Origin of the sequence: Bradyrhizobium centrolobii (genome assembly GCF_001641635.1) — a bacterium.
GTDB classification, from domain to species: Bacteria; Pseudomonadota; Alphaproteobacteria; order Rhizobiales; family Xanthobacteraceae; genus Bradyrhizobium; species Bradyrhizobium centrolobii.
The window spans coordinates 226,227-245,563 of record NZ_LUUB01000054.1 but is presented as its reverse complement, the minus strand read 5'-3'; the positions used below and the strand labels follow the sequence as shown (position 1 = coordinate 245,563).

The 19,337-nt window shown below is 60.1% G+C and carries 15 protein-coding genes; 7 read left to right on the top strand and 8 right to left on the bottom strand.

Features of this window, described 5'->3' with window-relative positions:
• Window positions 1-61 precede the first annotated feature (61 nt).
• Window positions 62-1,387 (bottom strand): ABC transporter substrate-binding protein, encoded by a 1,326-nt coding sequence (locus tag AYJ54_RS16890; protein WP_245329046.1) that lies wholly within the window; start codon window positions 1,385-1,387, stop codon window positions 62-64.
• 794 nt (window positions 1,388-2,181) lie between these two features.
• On the opposite strand from AYJ54_RS16890, the gene AYJ54_RS16885 reads away from it, so the two are divergent.
• From AYJ54_RS16885 to AYJ54_RS16865, 5 genes are all read left to right on the top strand, one after another.
• Complete coding sequence (locus AYJ54_RS16885; RefSeq protein WP_245329045.1) at window positions 2,182-2,784, top strand: hypothetical protein; 603 nt, start codon at window positions 2,182-2,184, stop codon at window positions 2,782-2,784.
• Window positions 2,785-3,007: 223 nt separating this feature from the next.
• Window positions 3,008-3,853 carry a hypothetical protein gene (locus tag AYJ54_RS16880; RefSeq protein ID WP_063700225.1) on the top strand — a complete coding sequence of 282 codons (846 nt, stop codon included), beginning with the start codon at window positions 3,008-3,010 and terminating at the stop codon, window positions 3,851-3,853.
• Window positions 3,854-4,046: 193 nt separating this feature from the next.
• Window positions 4,047-5,039 (top strand): alpha/beta hydrolase family protein, encoded by a 993-nt coding sequence (locus AYJ54_RS16875; protein WP_063700224.1) that lies wholly within the window; start codon window positions 4,047-4,049, stop codon window positions 5,037-5,039.
• Window positions 5,040-5,352: 313 nt separating this feature from the next.
• The gene (locus tag AYJ54_RS52395) at window positions 5,353-5,937 is read left to right on the top strand and encodes a hypothetical protein (protein ID WP_245329044.1); all 585 of its coding nucleotides are present in this window, start codon (window positions 5,353-5,355) and stop codon (window positions 5,935-5,937) included.
• Window positions 5,938-6,149: 212 nt separating this feature from the next.
• Complete coding sequence (locus AYJ54_RS16865; RefSeq protein WP_063700221.1) at window positions 6,150-6,944, top strand: helix-turn-helix transcriptional regulator; 795 nt, start codon at window positions 6,150-6,152, stop codon at window positions 6,942-6,944.
• Window positions 6,945-6,950: 6 nt separating this feature from the next.
• Here the strand turns inward: AYJ54_RS16865 and AYJ54_RS16860 are convergent, their stop codons facing one another.
• The 4 genes from AYJ54_RS16860 to AYJ54_RS16845 form a co-directional block, all read right to left on the bottom strand.
• Window positions 6,951-8,423 (bottom strand): HlyD family type I secretion periplasmic adaptor subunit, encoded by a 1,473-nt coding sequence (locus tag AYJ54_RS16860; RefSeq protein WP_063700218.1) that lies wholly within the window; start codon window positions 8,421-8,423, stop codon window positions 6,951-6,953.
• Window positions 8,420-10,156, bottom strand: coding sequence for a type I secretion system permease/ATPase (locus tag AYJ54_RS16855; protein WP_063700553.1), 1,737 nt, complete (start codon window positions 10,154-10,156; stop codon window positions 8,420-8,422). The genes AYJ54_RS16860 and AYJ54_RS16855 overlap by 4 nt, the downstream gene beginning before the upstream one ends.
• A gap of 141 nt (window positions 10,157-10,297) precedes the next feature.
• A complete protein-coding gene (locus AYJ54_RS16850) occupies window positions 10,298-10,756 on the bottom strand; it encodes a hypothetical protein (RefSeq protein WP_063700217.1) in 459 nt (152 codons plus the stop codon).
• 262 nt (window positions 10,757-11,018) lie between these two features.
• The gene (locus AYJ54_RS16845) at window positions 11,019-12,479 is read right to left on the bottom strand and encodes a hypothetical protein (protein WP_245329042.1); all 1,461 of its coding nucleotides are present in this window, start codon (window positions 12,477-12,479) and stop codon (window positions 11,019-11,021) included.
• Between the two features lie 289 nt (window positions 12,480-12,768).
• On the opposite strand from AYJ54_RS16845, the gene AYJ54_RS16840 reads away from it, so the two are divergent.
• A complete protein-coding gene (locus AYJ54_RS16840) occupies window positions 12,769-13,383 on the top strand; it encodes a 3-keto-disaccharide hydrolase (protein WP_245329041.1) in 615 nt (204 codons plus the stop codon).
• Window positions 13,384-13,548: 165 nt separating this feature from the next.
• Here the strand turns inward: AYJ54_RS16840 and AYJ54_RS16835 are convergent, their stop codons facing one another.
• Complete coding sequence (locus AYJ54_RS16835) at window positions 13,549-13,974, bottom strand: YybH family protein (RefSeq protein ID WP_063700550.1); 426 nt, start codon at window positions 13,972-13,974, stop codon at window positions 13,549-13,551.
• A 489-nt stretch (window positions 13,975-14,463) separates the two neighbouring features.
• Between AYJ54_RS16835 and AYJ54_RS16830 the strand changes: the two genes are divergently transcribed.
• A complete protein-coding gene (locus AYJ54_RS16830) occupies window positions 14,464-16,275 on the top strand; it encodes an adenylate/guanylate cyclase domain-containing protein (RefSeq protein ID WP_063700548.1) in 1,812 nt (603 codons plus the stop codon).
• A 1,090-nt stretch (window positions 16,276-17,365) separates the two neighbouring features.
• On the opposite strand, the gene AYJ54_RS16825 is transcribed toward AYJ54_RS16830, so the two are convergent.
• Both AYJ54_RS16825 and AYJ54_RS50720 read right to left on the bottom strand, forming a co-directional pair.
• Window positions 17,366-18,667 carry a hypothetical protein gene (locus AYJ54_RS16825; RefSeq protein WP_063700213.1) on the bottom strand — a complete coding sequence of 434 codons (1,302 nt, stop codon included), beginning with the start codon at window positions 18,665-18,667 and terminating at the stop codon, window positions 17,366-17,368.
• A gap of 301 nt (window positions 18,668-18,968) precedes the next feature.
• Window positions 18,969-19,337 (bottom strand): type 2 periplasmic-binding domain-containing protein (locus AYJ54_RS50720; RefSeq protein WP_488226332.1); only part of this gene is annotated, 369 nt, incomplete at its 5' end.

The window sequence follows — 19,337 nt, the reverse complement described above, 5'->3', positions numbered from 1 at the left end:
AAACCGCAAGTCCGACAAGGGCCAGAAGCGGGGCATTTCAGGTCAGCAGCGTAGTCAACGGCTAGGCATACGCTTTCAGGCACTCAGCTTCAGCCCACTTCACGGCATCCTCGGCTGGCATGCCTTGCACGGCCTTCGCGAACATATCGACGATGATGTGCTTGGTCAGCACCTCCGCAGCCTTGCGGCTGGATGGCCCCGCATAGCCCATTAGCCGCCCAGTCCGTGCCGCCGACCGGAACGGAAGCATGACGGGATCCTTGTCCCACAGCGGATGCTTCTCCCAATCAGTCGTGGGGCCGACACTGAAGCCCTGTAGCGTAACGAAGTACTTTTCAAAGATCGGTTTGGAACTCATCCAGCGGATGAACTCTTTGGTCGACTTCTGATTGTTCGAATAACGCAGGACGATGTTGGACGTGGGGATATGGAAGCTGAACTGCCCAGCTGGACCTGCCGGCAGCGGGGCGTGCAGGATGTCGTCCTTGATCGGCTCGCCGGCGTCGGTCTGATACGCATGCGGTTTGCGTAAAGCTTCAAGGTAAATGGAAGCGCCATTGTTGGTCGCGCAGATTGTGCCAGCCAAGAAGGCGCGGTTGTTGCTCGTGTCGTCCCAGGCAAGTCCGCCTTCCTCGTGGGCGTCCTTCCAGAACGCCGCCATGAACTTGACAGCTTCGATCGTCTCCCTGCTATTGAGCGCGACCGTCTTGCCGTCCGGCTCGACCTCCTTGCCACCCCAAGACCAGAGATATGGATACACAAAATTCGGCGCGTCAGCGAAGGTGTGACCGAGCGTCTGACCGATGGGACGGCCCTTAGCCTTGAGCTTCTTGCCGGCTTCGCGATACTGCTCCCACGTTTCTGGGAACTTCGCATAGCCGACCTCGGCAAACCACGATTTCCGGTAGGCTATTTGGATGCCAGTGATATTGAAAGGAACGGCGAGCCAGTGCTTGCCGTCGTATGCAGCCAAGCGAGAGGTCTCGTAAAAGCCGCCTTGAGAGTTGCCAAGTTCCTCCGCCACGTCGTCGACTTCGGCCAAGCTCTCCGAATATAAATGCGCCCAGTTATTGACGACGTTTACGATATCGGGGCCCGATCCCGACTGGATCGACGAAGTGATGCGCGCCTGGACGTCATTCGCGTTGATCGTTTCGACCGCGAGTTTGATCCCAAGTGCCTTCTGGCATTCTCTGGTGATCTCACCTTTTAAAAGAACATCCGACGCCGGCACGAAACTGGACGCACGAAGCCAATGGACGGTCGTCGCCTGCGCGGAGGCGGGCGCGCCTCCCGAAGCCAGGATCGCCGCGAGCCCGCCGAACCTTGCCTCCATAAGACCAGCGCCGGAAACCTTGAATAGTCCTCGCCGACTGATGCCCGCCACGACGCCCTCCCTCTCTGCCCGATAAACTTCAATGAGGAAGCACCTTGGACCTTCCCGCCTCTGCAAGGTCGCCTGCAACGGGTGGTCTCGGCGTGCCGCAAGTGGCAGCAATGGCCTTCTGCCCAACGCTATTCTATGACGACATTCTGATTTTCGAGGTAGCCGGGTTCCATCAGGCCTTGACGAAATGCATCATCAGAGTGCGTGCTTTCCCTACGCCGAGAGATACGCACAACACCGACCTCTGGCATAGGTTGCTGCGCCCGCGCGGTCACTGGCCAAGTGACGGCGGCGCCAAGCGCCTATCAATTCCCGCCGTCCGACCGTGGCCGCCCCAGAGCTGCCAACCAATGGAAATGATACCACGTTGCAGCTATACTGTCCCCGCTCTTCGGCCGGACCGGGATCACAGCTTCAGAGGCAGCGCAATGTCACCTCCGGGTCGCAAAGCGGACGTTAGCGGCGTAGGCAGATAGAAGCCCACACACAGCGTGCAAATTCGCGAGCGGGTTCGGGCCGCTGAATGCGTGCCCGCATCTCGCCGGGGGCCAGAATGAATCCATCGCGTTGCCTGATTTAAGTCGCATTGCGACCTAGGTCGCGGCCAAAGGTCATGTCCGGACGGGGGCGCAACACCGGGGTTTTTCATGTCCGGTCATTTGCGATTTTGCTTCGCCGCTTTTGTGCTTGTTGCAGGCCTCTCGACGTCGCCTGCGTCTTCGAACCCTTTCGCCGGCTTGTTCAATACCGCTCCCGCAACGGCCCCTGCGCCCACTTCCGCGGAAGAGGAGTGCTTGGCGCGACCCGGCAAGTCGGTCGCCGACGGCCAGCACTGGGTCTATCGGTTGGAGGGCCGCCGCAAATGCTGGTTCCAGGCAGCCGAAGGGACCGCGACGGTGAAGAAGCTGGTTCAGCGTCGCGCCGCCAAACATCGTGCCGCCGCTGCCGAGGAGAACAAGACTGCAGCGCGCAAGCGGAAGGCGGTGGTGGATGCGCGCGCGGAGCTGCAGCGCTCCACACCGGTGGATACGTCCCGGCCCGGCCCGCCCGCGCCCGCGCTGGTGGCTGATGCCGGTCCCGTCCTCGCTACCGTGAGCGCGCCCCTCGTGTCGCCGGCGCGACCTCCCAACCGCGCGAACGACCGGCTCACGCCCGACCGCATCACGCCGCCTCAGGTCGATGTGGAGGCGCTTCTGGCGGCTGCGCCGGCGGCCAGTGACGTGGATAACACCTCCGCGCCTTCGACGACGCCGGGCGCCTTTCCCATCGCCGAGGTGGGCGATGACGGGCAGGGCTGGACCTGGCTTGGCATGCTGCTGATGGCGCTGGGGCTTGTCTCCGTCCTAAGCGCGTGTCGTACCATTCCGTGGGCCGTGCTGCTGCACCAGCTCAGGTAATCGTTCCACTTGCCAGAGGCTGCCGCTGGTCAAAATGCGACCCGCGGTGTGGTAAGGCAAGGCGGCCATGCGGCCTGAACCGCAGGTCTCGGATCGGTTCCGGCGGCGACCTGAACAGCTGAGACGACCTTTGATTTAGGTCAAGCTTTCCGAGCAAGAGTCAGGGCCCTAGGTTGTCGGACGGCGAGCCGTTGTTGTGCTCACGCACCGAACGGGTGTTCAGATGATCACGATTCCAGAACTGTTGGCGCAGACTTTATCGTCGTTCCTGACGTCTGATACGCGAGACAGGTTTGGTTCGTCGCATGCCCGGTTGACCGAAGTCCTTCCGTTTGCAGCCAGGCTTACATTGGAGTGTATCGGTAACAGCGACGCTCTATACCACGACATAGAGCACACCATGCTTGTTACTCTTGCGGGGCACGATATCCTGATGGGACGAATGTTGTTGCGGCCGACGACAGCCGCGGACTACGGAAATTTCATCCTGGCCTGCCTCACCCACGATATCGGATACGTGCGCGGGATCGTTCAAGGCGACAACGAAGACTCCTATGTCGTAGATTTGACCGGCCGCACAATTCGTCTCCCACGCGGGGCGTCGGACGCCTCGCTCGCCCCCTATCATGTGGACCGCTCAAAGCTGTTTGCCTCCGAGCGTTTCGACGGTGTCGAAGAGGTCGACGCAAGCCGAATTGCCCGAGCCATAGAATTTACGCGGTTTCCTTATACGGATTCTTCAAACGACGAACTGATGGAAGAGGAAGGTATGTTACTGCGCGCCGCGGACCTTATTGGTCAGCTTGGCGATCCCAACTACTTACGAAAATCAAATGCACTGTTCTACGAGTTTGAGGAAATCGGGCTGAACAAGAAGCTCGGCTACGAAACGCCTGCCGACGTCGTTTACAAGTACCCGCAGTTCTATTGGAACAATGTCGCCCCGCAAATTCAGAGCGCCATACGCTATCTCAATATCACCTCGAGCGGGCGGCAATGGATAGCAAACCTTTATAGCAACGTTTTTCGGGCTGAACGCGAACCGGGGTTGTCCGGACCGCAGCCATGACTGCGCTGTCGTTCGAATTTCAGGAACGCGAGCCTTGTCGGGCAAGGGTAGTGCATCACGACCCGGAGCGGCGCATCCGCAGCAAATAATGGACGTATGCAAAGCGCGTCTTGCATTTTGATAGGTGGGTGCGCACTGGTCAGTTCCACGAGGGGGCCTACGGCAAAATTAAGATTTCCTGATGGGAGCATACATGCGCGTCTTCAAGTTCATACTTGTATCCGCCTTCTGCTCGGTGGCAACGCTCGTCCAGGCGGCCGGTTTTCGTTTCATCACGGTGCCGGCCGAGGCCGGCTTTCCAATGCTCCGAGCAGCCGTGTGGTCTCCTTGTCCTGGACCGGTGGGTGAGGTCAAACTTAGTGTGATCACGCTGCCTGCGACACAGGACTGTGCTGTGTCCGGCGAGAAGCTGCCATTGATCGTGATCTCGCATGGGTATGGAGGATCTTTCGCCGGCCACCATGACACGGCCGAGGTACTCGCGGATGGCGGGTTCGTTGTTGTCGCGCTCAATCATCCGGTCGACGCAGGGGGGAGCGATATGAGCCGTGCGGACACCCTCGCCGCGCTGACCGAGCGCCCGGCCGACATCACGAGAGTGATCAACTACATGCTCAGTGCATGGCCTGATCGTGGGAAACTCGACCCCGAAAATATAGGGTTCTTCGGTTTTTCGAGGGGCGGCTACGCAGGCTTGGTTGTCGCCGGCGGCAGTCCCGATTTCCGAAAGGCCATCGCGTTCTGCCCGGAAGGTTCTCCGCACCCCATCTGCGCGCAACTGCGAAGAAACGGGATGCCGACAGAAACATTCGTCCACAACGAGCGCATAAAAGCGCTTGTCATTGCCGATCCGGCCTTCGGTCCATTGTTCGACCCGGACGGATTGAAGAACGTCAAAATCCCGATTCAACTTTGGGAGTCGGAGCTGAGTGGAGAAGACAGAACGGGCGGCGAGGTCACACCGGACTACGTTTCGGCAATTGGTCGCGGCCTGCCGGTCAAGCCCGACTACCATCTCGTACCGGGTGCCGGTCATTTTGCCTTCCTTGCGCCCTGCACGCCGGATTTGGCGAATAAGCTTCCCAGAATATGTACCGACCGACCTGGGTTCGACCGGGCCGCCTTTCATGCGGAGTTCGACGTCGCCGTATTGGCCTTCTTCGGCAAGCATTTCGGCAAGAACTGATCAGCCCTGAATGGCCGCGGCCGTCTTGCGGATTTGAAGTGCGGATGTCTCTTCTTGGACCACAAGCTGATCTCGCAGTCTGCATGACGTTGGTCGGGCTCATCTCCCAGAAGCAGACATTGCGGCGTTCTGAGCGCAGGTCAGCAGTGGACCGAAGCGGACCTATTTGGCCATGATCGATTGGCGCCGTGCGGCAATGCCGCGCAAACGCCTGCGCTTAATGAGCGTTTAACGCTTTTGCGCAACAGATAGATCACCAGCGCGGAATGTCCTAGTCACGAGTGCGAACCGAGCTCCCGGGGAGGGGAATCGGATGGGACTGCTTTTTGTTGGAGTGCTGGCAGGAATCCTGATCGGCTTTGGCTGGTTTGCGCCGTCCCGAGGGTATTTCCTTGGGTGCGCGTCACGACCCTGCTTCGACAGGGTTGCAGTGGCCCGACCCGCGGAGCCAACGCCGGCGGCATTGGCGCCAGCGCCTGCGATCGTCAAATCGAATTCTGCACCCCCTGCAAGGTCGGGCAAGAAATCACCCCCGAAGAAGCGCGGATCGACCGACCTCGCCAAAGCGGCGCCCCCGTCGACGAGGATCAACGTCCCGTCAACCGACCCTTCCGCGGACATATCAGATCCTGTCGTCGACAAGGCAAAGGTCACGGTCGCAGCGAAGATGGAGGATCCAGGGTCGGTCGAGTTCAGCGATATGAAGCGCGCAATGCGAAAGAACATGCTTGGACGCCCCGTGGATACGATTTGCGGGCGTGTGAAGGGAAGAATCGCGTCAGGCGGAGAGACTGGGGAGAGGCCGTTTCTGTATCTCGTGAAGGAGGATGAAGCATATGTCGTCGACGGCAAGACATGGTCGGCGGCGTCAACCGCGTATCGAAATATCTGCAATTAGGGAATGCGTCGGCCGCGCGGCGGCGCGGCGTGCGCCCAGATGATTTGAGCGGAAAGAATTTCCATCCAGGCGCCAGGCTATCCCGCAGTGGATACGGCCCTGATGCTGGCGCTGTGTTGCTGATGATGCATTCAGGATGAATGCCGCAGCAGGGAATGCGCAATACCGATCGATGGCACTGTCGCGGAAATTCTTTTCATCTCGAGGAAATCATGGACGACATAACCAACTCCTCAAAACGGCTCAATGGCTCGCTTGACTTGCCGGTTCTGGTGATTATCGAGCCGCTCCTGTTGCCTCGCACATGTATTCTGAACGTCCTCAGGCGGGAATTAGCCGAGTTCGAGATCCGCGACATGGCAACGGTCCAGAGCCTGGACTGCACGTCAGCCCTCGATGTTCGTCTGGTGGTGCTGAGCATCGCGGACAAGCCCATCGGCGATCCAGCGGTTGAGGACGACCTCGCCTTCGTTGCGGAGTGCTGTCCCAGCGCCGCCGTTGCGATCCTTTCAAACCATGACGACGAGCCGACTGCGCAGGCCGCGATGCGCCGGGGCGTGCGCGGCTTTCTTCCCACCTCGCTACCAATCGAGGTCGCGGTAGCCGGCCTGCGCCTTGTTCTTGTCGGCGGCGTTTACAGGCCGTTGCCCGTCCCCGGGATGAGCAGGATGCCGGATTTCGAGCCGCCAGATGCGCGCGGGTTCGCGTCCGCATACCTGATGAACGAGCGAGCTCGGGCGGCTATCGACAGGAGTGTGTCCGATTTCACGCCGCGAGAGCAGCAAGTTCTGGCGGAATTGGAGCTTGGCCTGCCCAACAAGCTGATTGCCGCGAAACTGAACCTCGCGGAAAGCACTGTCAAAATGCACATTCAGCATATCATGAGGAAATGTGATGCCCACAACCGCACGGAAGCGGTCCTCCGCTGGCGCGGCCGGTTGCCGGCGCAGAGCCGCGATCACGCCCCAGGCGGCGCCGCTCCAATGTCCGAGACCAAGTCACCCTGACCAGGATCAATCCTCTCTGAATGCACCGCGGAAGCTGTCGAGCAGGGGCCTCAGCGCGTAAAGCGCAACGGTGCCGCGCCCCGTCGTGATGAACACTTGAACCGGCATACCCGGGACGATCTGGATGTCGTTTGCGACGACCTGCGTGTCGTCGAGCCGGATTTTGGTCGCGTAGTAAGGCTGGTCGGTACGCTTGTCGAGGAGCCGGTCTGCGGATACGTGCACGACGGTTCCCTTCAGGCGCGGCACGCGACGCTGATTGTACGGCACGAGGTGCACCTCGGCATTGAGGCCGGGATGAACCACATCAATGTCCTCGGGCCTCAGGCGCGCGGTCACGATAAGGCGGCCCTGCCGAGGCACCAGGTCCATGAGCGGAACACCCGCACCGATCACACCGCCGGGTGTATGAATCCGCAGGTCGGTTATCACGCCGTCCTCGGGCGCCTTGACCTCCGTTCGGGATAGCTGATCCCTGGCCGCAAGCAACCGTTCGCGGAGTTGGAATACCTGGCTCTGTGCTTCGCGAAGCGACTGTGCGATCTCGTTCTGCCTGTCGCTCTCGAGCTTGAACAAGTTGGCCTGCGACTCGTTGATGACTTGTCCGGCACGGGAAATCTGCGCTGCGATCTCGCCGCGGCGACCCTCGACGTCGGCCAGCTCGCGCTGCAGGTTCAGAAGGCGTGGCCGCCGTTCCAGTCCCTTGTTGACAAGGGTGGTGACCATGTCCAGCTCTTCCCGGACGATGTCGCTTCGCTGCCCGGTGGCGCTCTCCTGAGCCTTGAGACCTTCGATCTCCTTCTCGACCTGGTGCCTCCGTTCGCGAATGACCGCAAGCTGCGATTCGTGAACCTGCCGGCGTGCCTGAAAAATGAACTGCTGCGCCGATACAGCAGCGGCGGCCACTCCATTCTGCTCGCTGTCCTGCTCGAGCGTGCTCGGGATTGCGATCTTCTCAAATCGCTGCTGCTCGGCCTGAAGCCGTGCGGCACGAGCAATTGCATCCCACAACTGGCCTTGAAGGCTTTGCACCTCCGAATCCGCCCGGGTGTCGTCCAGCGCGATCAACGTTTGTCCGCTTCGCACGATATCACCATCCGAAACCAGGATCTTCCTGACGATACCGCCTTCCAGATGCTGAATCGTCTTACGGCTTGATTCCGACTCCACGACGCCGGAAGCGATCGCGGCGCTCTCGAGAGGTGCGAAGCTCGCCCATGTGCCAAGCCCCAGCATGAAGCCAAGTACCAGCAGATTGCCCGCGAGCGTGACACCGCGAAGCCTGGTGCGCGGAGAGATCGGCGTCGGGGTCGAGCACCATGAAAATTCGAGAGGCTCGAAATCGTCGATTGCGGTAACCACGCCTCCAAGTCGCCCGGCGAGCGGGGGGCTTGCCGGCGTTCGCGTGATCTGGTCCCAGATCATGGGAAGTCGCGAGACCGCGGGAAGCTTCCAGGTGGTGAGAACATTTCGGATCATGGCGCAACTTGCGACGTAACCTGGGGCCGGCTCAGGTGCTGTTCAAAGATTTCCTCGCTTTCGCCGAACGCGACGACCGCGCCGTCTTCCATGATGGCAATCTTGTCCGTGGCGGCGAGGAGACCCATCCGGTGAGTGACGACGACCATGATGACATTTGCGAGCTTCATGCGCTCGATGGCGTCCAGCAGCATTCGCTCGCCTCCGTAGTCGAGGCTGGCGTTCGGCTCGTCGAGAACAATGAGGCGAGGACTGCCGAAAAAGGCCCGGGCAAGACCGAGGCGCTGCCGATATCCGCGCGAGAAGGCGTTTTCGCTGTGAACCACCGTGTCGTACCCCAGCGGCAGGCGCATGATCGCCTCGTGGATTCCGGCGAGCTTGGCGGCTTCGACAACCTTCCGCCGATCGGCATCGTCAAGCCGTGCGATGATGTCCTTTATCGTGTCGCCGAGCAGGTTGATGTCCTGGGGGAGATATCCGAGACGGTGGCCGCTTCGCCCCTCGCGAAGCAGCGAGACATCGGTGCTGTCGAGGAGGACACCGCCATGCGTCGGCATCGACAGCCCGGCGATCACTTGGCCAAGCAAGGACTTGCCAGACCCGGACGGACCGATAATGCCAAGGCACTCTCCGGGCGCGAGCTCGAACGAGACACCTTTCAGCAGAAAATGGTTGCTCCCCGGTAACCTCACGCCAACATTGTCGACGACGAGACCGCTCCGCGCTTGCTGCGGCGAAATCTCCGTATCCTGGCGTCCGGCGGCGGGGAATGCGGCGAGGAGTGCACCGAGCCGCTGACAGGCGCTCACGGTCGTCACGAGTGATTTCCAGCCTGCGATCGCGCTTTCGACTGGCGCGAGCGCCCGGCTGAACATCAGTGTGGACGCAAAGATGATCGCCGGACTCTTCCCGTGATCGAGGACAAGCCAAGCGGCTGCCCCCATGATCAGGACTTGCGACAGCGCGCGGACCGGCTTGGTGGCCAGCATGATGATCTCGCCTCGCCGGAGTGCCACATCGTGCCCTCTGCGTGCGTCCTGCGCGTCATGGTAGATCATGCGCGCGGCGCTATCGGACATTCCCATGGCGCGGATCATGTGGATGTTGCCTGCGGCAGCCTGAAGGCGGCCGTAGCTTCTGGACAGTGCGGCGCCGGATTTGAGCAGAACGTCTTCCGTGACCAGATCTCCGACAACCGTGAGAGCGAACAGGGAGGCCACGCAGCAGGCGCCCACCACGCCAAGCAGGGGATGGATGAGAAAGAGGACGAGGAGGAACAAGGGCGCCCAGAGCGCGTCGAACAGCATCGGACACGCGCCGGACTCGACGAACTGGCGCAGAGCGGTGAGATCCCGATATGCATCAGACGCCCGCGTCCAGTCGCTGCGAAACGCGGATTCCAGGCTGGCCGAAAGCACGCAAGGACGAAGCCGATCGTCGAGCCAGGCGCCAAGGCGGCCCAGGACGGCGCGCCGCAATGCATCGAACACGCCGCCGACCACGACCGTGGTCGCGACAATGAGCGTGAGCAGGAGCAGCGTGTCGCCGCTCCGGCTCGACAATACCCTGTCGTAGATCTGAAGAAGGTAGATGGAGGGCGCAAACAGAAGCAGGTTGTAGCTGCAACTATACGCGAATACGAGACCAAGTGGTCCCGCACAGCACCAAAGGGCTGCGTGCAGCGGCGTCCGGATCTGCGGCAGGATGGGCCATCGAATGGGCGGCATCAGCATGATCGTCACCGCCTGAAATTGAGGTCCGGCGCATTTGCCCGGCGGCCAATGCAATCCGGTAACGGCATCGGCTGGTCATTCGGTTGAAATCCGGGACCGGCGGCAGTAGCCGTCGGTCCCGCCAGTCGGACGAGACACTGGTCAGAGTGTATCGAGATTGAAGCTCACTCCGCCACCCCACGCGAAGTTGCCGTCTCCGCCATGCCCGCCGATGCCGGCCATGACGTCCTGGTGCTGGTCCACCGTGACCTTGTTGATCTGAGTGGCATCCGTATTGGCGTATACCTTGGAGGTATCGTAGCCGCTGTAGGATTTCTGGCTTCCGTTCGACTCGGCGTCGCCGCCGTGGGCCTTCGAAAACCACGAGGCCTTCGCGTTTGCGCCGCCGGCGTCCCAATCTGCCGTCTGACTGACGTGATCGCCGGTCTTCACATGCACGTCGGCACCGTCTGCCTTGTTGGTTGGATCGTAGTTGACTGTCGGCTTGCTGATAATGGCTCCCTTGAAAGTACCGTCGCCGCCATTTCCGGCACTTTGACCACCGGTGTTGATCGATTTGAATGCGATCGTATCCGCGATGTTGTTTGCCTTTGGCATCATTTGAGGCCTCCGTCGTTTGTTGGCTGTCGTGCATCATCCGTCCCAATCAGGCGGACGCGCGCGGCAAGTCTGATCCACCCAGGCGCGAGGGCGATAGATGTCAAATCGGACACCATCCGGTATGGTGGGCCTACGTACGAAAGTACGACAGTCGTCGCGCAACATCAGAGCTCAAGCGTCAGGGGAGGGCGCCTTCGTGAGGATGCATGCGAGGAGTGTCGACGGCGCGAGCCCGCCGTCGTGCGAGCGGTGCGACGTTTCGCTATCCCACCAGGTGAAGGTCTGGCAAAAGATGCGCGGAAAGATCGCCGCCCAGCGCGAGGTTGCCGTAGCCGCCGTCCCCGCCAACGCCGGCGATCTGGACCGCACTCTGGTCGATGTGCACGTTGTTGACCTGATCGGCCACGGCCGTCGAATGCGGACCCGCGATCGCTATGTTGATGGGAGCATAGATCGCGACGCTGACGTCGATCAGGCTTCCCGCAACATGGCCGTTGCCGCCATTGCCTGCACCGTTCGAACCGGTCGCGATCGTGTCGGAGCCCCAAACGTCGTGGGAGAGAAGGCTTGCGTGGCCGCCCGCTGCGGCGTTGCCGTTCCCGCCGTGCCCGCCAATGCCGGCGATCTGGACAGTGGATTGATCCACGGAGGCGTCATTCGTCTGGACCGCGTAAACGGTGGAGCCATAGCCCGCGACTGCGATGTTGATCGGGTCGTATAGTACGAACGAGGTATGGACGAGTTCCCCGTAGAACGCGCCGTCGCCGCCATTGCCGGCCTGGCTTCCGCCGGTATGAACGTCCCAGGCGCTCGCTCCGTTGCTTGATCCCCAACTGGGGTCGAGCGTGATGATGCTGCCGCCGGCGGCCACATTGCCATGTCCGCCATTTCCGCCAACGCCCGCGATCTGAGTGGCGGATTGATCGATGTCGACCGTGTTCGATTGACTTGCATGCGCAGTGCCGCCTGAGCTCGCCATGGCAATATTGATCGGGTGATAGATCACCACGGGAGCGTTGACCAACGCACCCGAGAAATAGCCGGTGCCTCCATTTCCGGCGCTGTTGTCGCCGGTCGCGATCATGTCGAAGCCTGAGGAGGTACTGACGCTCCCTCCCGATGCAATGTTGTCATTTCCGCCATGTCCGCCGACGCCGGCCATCTGAAAGCCGGATTGATCGACATTCAGATCGTTGGACTGGCTCGCCAGGGCGACCGAACCGTATCCCGAACTCACCGAGATATTGATCGGTTCATAGATCAGCAGGGACGCATGAATGATGCCTCCGTAAAAATAGCCATCGCCGCCGTTCCCGGCCGTGTTCGCCCCGCTCTCGACGGTAGCGACGTTGATCCCGGGATGGGATGCACCGGAAGCGGGCTTGGTGGCCGAGGGAGCCACGCCTACGGGGGTGTGGGTGCCGACGTGGCCGTCGGTGCCGAACTCCGATGTGGCGGAATGTTCGGATTGAGCTGGGCGGGAGTCATGGGGCGGGGAATTTACGCTCGATTGGTGTGCATCAGGGCCTGCAAACGGGCCGGGGCCGTGGATCGGGACGCCACCACTGCCCGCATCCGTCATCAACAGGCCGCCCGGTGCTGGACCCGGCTCGTCATCACCATCGTACCCATCGTGGCGATGTGAGGCGTGATGCAGCCGGATTCCATCCGACATCCGCGAAAAATCCATCCTGGCCTCCCTCATCGCAATCGCGCCGCGCAATCGGACGGGTTCCTGCACTCCGGACCGAATGTCATCCTGGGAAGGCCAAAAGCCCAGTCGTCAGTTCGGATATAGCGCTTCGTGGGATAGCCGTAACATCGGCTATATCCGTTCGGATGCGGCTACAGCCTTTGTAACTTTGCGCGGGTCCATGCTCGGAGCCGGGAAGCTGGCGATCGGCAGTGCAGCGCACGCAAGACCGAGGTGTCTAGCCACATTTTGCGCGGGGTCCTATGATTGAGGTCACTGCCCAGAGAAACAAGGGCCAGACGAGGAGGAGGAGTTAATTATGCCAATGACGTTGAGACGTTCTTTGCAGTTCGCTCTTGCTCTCGTCGCCTCGGGTTTCGCCGTGAGCCAGATGCTGCAGCAGACTAGAGCCGAGGAAGCCGGCTGGATCACGCTGTTCGACGGCAAGGACCTCGATCAATGGGATCAGGTCGGCCAATCCAACTGGCATCTGGCTGACGGCGCGGTGACGGCCGACAAGATGGAAGGCAAAGAGGCCGGGTATCTTGTCAGCAAGAAGCCATACAAGGACTTCGTGGTGCGTGTCGAATTCTGGCCGAGCGATGATGCAAACAGCGGCATTTATTTCCGCTGCCTCGATGCCAAGAAGATCACTGACCGTACCTGCTATGAAGCAAACATCTTTGACCAACGTCCCGATCCGAGTTACGGCACAGGCGCGATTACGCGTTACGTCGAGATCAATCCGATGCCGAAGGCCGCTGGCAAGTGGAACACCTTCGAGATTACGGCGAAGGGGCGCGACATCACAGTCGTGCTCAACGGAGAGAAAACCGCCGAACTGCGGAACGGAATGTTCGATGAAGGCTCGATCGCCCTGCAACACGGGGCGGGAACGATCAAATTCCGCAAGGTGCAGATAAAGCCTCTATAAGATTGATTCCGCGCCAGCAATATGTCGCTCTCCGAATCGGATGCGCGACGCACTCGCGTGAAGGGGACAATTCGCATATCAGCGGCTTAGTCCCCTTCAGGTTAAAGCGCGAGTTGATGTGGGAGGCAGCAATTGGCGCAAGGCGGTCCTACGAACGTAAGACGGCTACTTGCCGTCGTTCCATATGTCGGTGGTGAGCTTCCACTCATCTCCGACCTTCTCCCAAACAACGACATACTTTCCAGCCACTTCCTGCGGTGCCGGTCCCTTGGTCTTCAGAACGAACGTGCCGATCTCGCGTGCCGCCGAAGAGCCAAGCGGTCTGACATCAACCGTTGTGAGCTTCGGATCGGTAACTTGTTCAGCCATGCTTTTCCACATTGCCTCGATGGCTGCTCGGCCGTGCACCATCGCCGAACCGGGCGGGAATGCGGTCGCATCAGCGCTGTAGAGGGACGCAATGCCGGAGAAATCGTCCTTGTTGAAAAACTCGATCCATTTCGCATTGATCGCTTCAATCTCGGCCTTCTGAGCCAAAGCCGGCGCGCTCAACGAGATCACGATTGCAATCACCAATGCTATGCTGCGCATGATCATCTCCAGACCCAATATACGATGCGAATGCGGTGGCGGTGGTCTTGACTCGAAGTGGATGCGTTGAAAGCCGCATCCCAGACCGGGGCAGGTGCGACAGCAATTCCGGGGAATTACCGTCAGCGACATTGACGAAGCTGAGCAACGCGCCGACCTGGCCAGGTACATCGCGAAGCCAAAGTTGGCGGATGAGTGGTCGCCGGTGCCTGGGCCTCGCCCCCTGAGGCAATAAGTCTCAGCCGCGACCCGAACGGATTCGCCGATTGCTAAAAGTGAAAGCTTGGAGAGTGTCCCAGCCATCTCGCAAATCGGGCTTTGAGGCCGGCGAGCCCGCGATTAATGCCAGATCTCCTCGTAATCCATCCAAATCCGGTCAGTCGTGCTGACATTTCAACCTAACGATGATGGATATCAGCATCGTCCATCGCGGGTTTGGCGTGGCCGCCCGATCCGTCGTACAAATCCGCCGAGTGGATGGCGGGCGTCATGGTGCAAGAGCGGCCAGTCCGGATTGAACGTCGGTTGGCGGCGATATTGGCCGCTGATGTTGCGGGTTATTCCCGGCTCATGCATCGTGACGAAGAGGCTACGCATGCCAAGCTGACATCTCTTCTCGCCAACAGCGTCGCGCCGGCGATCTCCGAACACGGTGGCCGCATCGTCAAGAATACCGGTGACGGGTTCCTGGCGGAATTTCCGAGCGCCATAGAGGCGGTTCGGGCCGCTGTGCAATTTCAAGTCCGCACGAAAGAGCTTACAGCCGCCGACGAGGATCAACAGCGCATTGCCTTCCGCGTCGGCATCAATGTCGGCGATGTTATCGTGGAGCCGCATGACGTGTTTGGCGACAGCGTGAATATTGCGGCACGGCTTGAGAGCATCGCAGAGCCCGGCGGAATCTGCATCTCCTCATCCGCTTATGACCATATCCGTGACAAGGTCGGCATTGAGTTCGTCGATCTGGGAGAGCAGAACCTCAAGAATATCGCTCTTCCGGTCCGGGCCTATGCGGCGTCCCCGAACAGTCATCGCCCGGCGACACGCGCCGGCGGCGTCGGGACGTCCACGCGCTATCGACCCCGTCTCTCCATTGTCGTGCTGCCCCTCGCCAATCTCAGCGGAGACCCTGCGCAGGATTACTTCGTCGACGGCGTGACTGAGAGCCTGACCACCGACCTGTCACGTATCAGGGGCTCGTTCGTGATCGGTCGCCACACCGCATTCAGCTACAGAGACAAGGCGATTGATCTCAAGCGGGTCGGGCAGGATTTGAACGTCTGCTATGTGCTCGAGGGTTCGGTGCAGCGCGGCGGCAACCGCTTTCGGGTGAACGTGCAATTGATCGATACCGAAACAGGAAGTCACCTTTGGGCTGACCGCTTTGACAAACCAATCTCTGATCTCTTTGAGATGCAGGATGAGATCGTGTCGCGATTGGCCAATACGCTGAACGCCCAGCTTATTGCCGCCGAGGCGAGGCGGGCAGAGCGCTCATCGGACCCGAGTGCGTTGGACCTGTATTTCCAGGGAATGGCTCGCTGGAACAAGAGCTGGACTCCCGTCCATATGAACCAGGCACGCAGTTTCTTCGAGCGGGCCCTGGAGCTCGAACCTGACAACGTTGAAGCTCTGGTCGCCATCGCGATGGTCGATGCGGCCATCGGCAGCATCGTGTTCGCTGATGATCCCTACAAGCATTTCGCGGCGGCCGAAGCTGCTTCCATCAAGGCGCTTTTCCTGGATCCGCAGAACGCCGCTGCTCACATGGCTCTGGGCGTCGTCCAATTGTGCACGAGACGCGTCGCGCAGGGAGTTGCTGAATGCGAGCACGCACTGGCTTTGAACCGAAACATGGCCGAAGCCCATTCCCTCTTCGGCATCGCCAAACTACTGCTCGGTCGCCCCGAAGAGACCGAGGCTCACGTAAGAGAAGCGCTGCGTTTGTCGCCTCGCGATGAGGGCATGCATCGCTGGTTGGGCTATGTCGGCCTCGCCAAGTTGCACCTCGGTGCCGATGCCGAAGCAATTGAGTGGCTATCCCGAAGTCTGAAGGCTAACCCAAATTATCCCGTGGCGCATTTCATATGCGCGGCGGCGTTCGCGCTTCTGGGGAAAATGGAGGAAGCGCGGGCCGCTGCAATGGAGGGACTCGCGCTTGATCCAACTTTCGCCATCCGTCGCTTCAAGAATGTTTGGCTCTCTGACGACCCGATTTGTCGTGCCGGGAGCAAGCGCCTTGTGCAGGGGCTGGTTCTGGCGGGAGTGCCAGAGGGTGATGTCCACAAAGTTCGGAAATAGGACCTCGTCGAGACGTCGGCCTTTAGCGAACAGCCGGACGTTTGAGTGCAGCATCTAAGGAGGTCGGGAGGTCGCACAGGTGAGGCGACCTCAGACGTAGACCGTAACGCTCTGTTGTCGTGAGTCGCTGAAGACTGGCTCGAACCGACCTGTATCTTAGCGCGTCTACAACCTGGGACGATTGATGTCCGCCAACACTTTTGGTTGTGCCACGCATAGTGACCGTTGGCGCAAGGCGGACTTGGTCGTTTGTCTGAAGTGCTGGGAGCGCTGAAGGCATGTGTTCGTATCTGCAAGTTAATAGATTCGGACGCAACGTGAAGCTTGTGAGCATTTAAGAGAAATGGCGCGCAAGCGCGGCCATTTTCGGCCGTGCTTTAGGCCCCATTTCAGCCAAACTGTTATTGGTTTCTCATTTCCCGGGGCAGGACCATTCATTCGGAGTCCTGCAATGCTCAAGAGAGTCCTTTCGGCGTCTCTTTTTTTGATAGCCTTCGCGATCACTTCGGAAGCACGACCCTACCGCATTAATCAAGCACCGGAATGCAATGTTAGCATGCCCTGCGACTTCTCGTATTCGCAAACGCGCAGCGAGCGAGATTCGCGGTACTCGTTACAAAAGTATCGCTCAAAACAACTCACGGTAGCCGCGGTTGGTAGCGCCGCCTCGGCGGTGGATGTCTCTGGCGCCCGGGTCGTCGGCGGTCGACCAGCCGGGTGCCCGTCGTCCTTCTGCGGTTGCGGCGCGGCCTTACGCGTGTTTGGTCGCGTCGTGCCCGAACTAAATCTCGCGGCCAACTGGCTACGTTTTCCCCGTACATCGCCAGCGCCGGGAATGGTTGCGGCGCGACGCGGGCACGTCTTCGTCCTGGAGCAGCACCTCGGAGGAGATATCTGGATGGCCTATGACGCCAACTCGGGCGGGCACACAACACGAATGCACGCCCGTTCATTGCGAGGTTACACGGTCGTCAGCCCACGCGGGACGTCGATTTGAAGTGATGGGCTCGCCGCCTGCCTTCGGTGGCGGCGAGCCTTTTCGCGCGTATGCGTCTGCCTGAGAGGGTAGAAATCACTCAGGATGCGCGGGCTACCCTTGCGAGAGGCAGGCCTTGTCGTGCGGTTCTACCAGGGATGCCGGCTCACCTTCGTCGCCATAACCCGGGTTTTTGAGAGCGCCGAAATCAAGCAGCACGGTGCCGAAGAAGATGATGGCTGCACTCAGGGGGCCGAAGCCATCCATGAAAGCGTTTCCGAGTATCGATGCTATCGCAGGAAGGCCGATGGCACAGACCAGAATAATCGCGATCGCCGCCGATCGAAGACCGGCAATCAGCACTGCGGCGTAAATCGCCAGTTCGAAGAAGGCGTATTCCTTCAGGCGTGGCGAACATAAATAGAGGGCGTACATCGAGATCGCCGTAAGCCGCGTTGCCTCACGCGGGTGTTCGATCAGCCAGCAATCGAGCCGCATCGGGAACGACATACGGGAGGACGTCCCGTATCCCCCCATCGATCGCACCACTGTCATGATGAGAGGTGTGAGGATGCCCAATACGCAGACTGCGTAGAGGGCGAAGGCGAGGGGGCGCGCATCGGCTGGCCCGAGACGCTTCGCCAGATCCAAAGACAGCACGAAGAAGGAAGGAGTCCTCTCGTCGAAGGCAACGCTGTGTTGCCCGGCTATTTGACCCGAGATCGCGCTCAGCCAGCTATGGAACAGATCAGCGTAGAAGGTCATGGAGACAAGAATCGGAAGCGCGAACATTGCCGCAGCAATCGCGATCAAGGTGATCTTCCTGGGACGAGGCAACGGCAGCAGGTAAAGGGAAGCCACGATTGGAAAAAAGATGAGCTTGAACGACAAGAGCAACCCCAGCAGCGCCGCGCCGATCATGCGGGGCGGGAACGCGAGCTCGTTCTGCGCTGCAGGAAGTCCGGAGGGCAGGAGGAGTGCAAGCGATACCGCGGTCAGGAGCCCGGTGAAGATGACGAAATTGCCGGAAGCCAATGTCCATTCGAAGCCGAGGAAGCCGCCAACAGTGAAAAGGACTCTCAAAGCCACATCCCGAAGAGTCGAACGACCTGCATCGATCCCCGGCAAGAGCAGGCCGCAGAGAAGCGCTATGGCGAGGAACAGTCCTCTGTAGTGAGGCAGAAGGAGGCCGCCTGCGCAGATCGGTCGGAGGACATCGAGCGTCACCGGCAGATAGGGATAGGAATAGTTCGTATCCTTTAGATTCTTGACGTAGTACGGATCCAGGCCTGCGACATGCGCATCGACGGCCGCGCAGTTGACCTGAGTGTCCCAGCCGTACTTTGCATCTGTTTTGGCGTCGGAGACGAGGCTCCCAAAGAGCAATGCGGCGACGAGACCGATCAAGCATGTCATCCAAATGCCGGATGGCCGTCGGGCGAGCGAGTGCGTCCAGGAACTTCTTTCGCCCATGGAAAAACCCTCGCTCTGGATGAGCGTCACGCACGCACGTTGCGAGAATGGTCACCAAGTATGATCACAGCGATTAAGGGGTGAGCTCTAAGGTCGAGTAAATGTTGGTTGCGCAATTCAAATTCCGCAACCGAATGAGAGGCGTGGTTAACGGACGGTTGCCGCAAATTGCGCCTCCCAGGCGCGAAGTCATTGACGCGCACCCAGAACCTCACCGGAGCTCAGCGTCAGCCGTACCGGAATGTCAGCTGTGATGCTTGCGAAAACCCTCGTGAATATATCGCGCGAGTTTCGTTGTGAGGGGACTGATGCCCGTTGAGGGGAGCCTCATGTTGATGAACTGCGATGGCAACTTCGGCAGATGGGAACCCGTAAACACGGCAAGTCGTTCAGGGACCGTCTTCGACAGAAACGGCGCAATCGCCATATCCGCTTCAAGTGTGGCAAAGACTGGCTCCAGGCTACCCACCTGACATATCGCCCGCCATTCGATTCCTGCCTTCGTCAACGCCTGCACGGCCGCAGCGCGGAAGCCGCAGCTTTCCTGCCCGAGCGCAATTGGCAATGGATCGCGCTTATGGGCATCGCCGCCTTTTGCGCCAACCCAAACGAG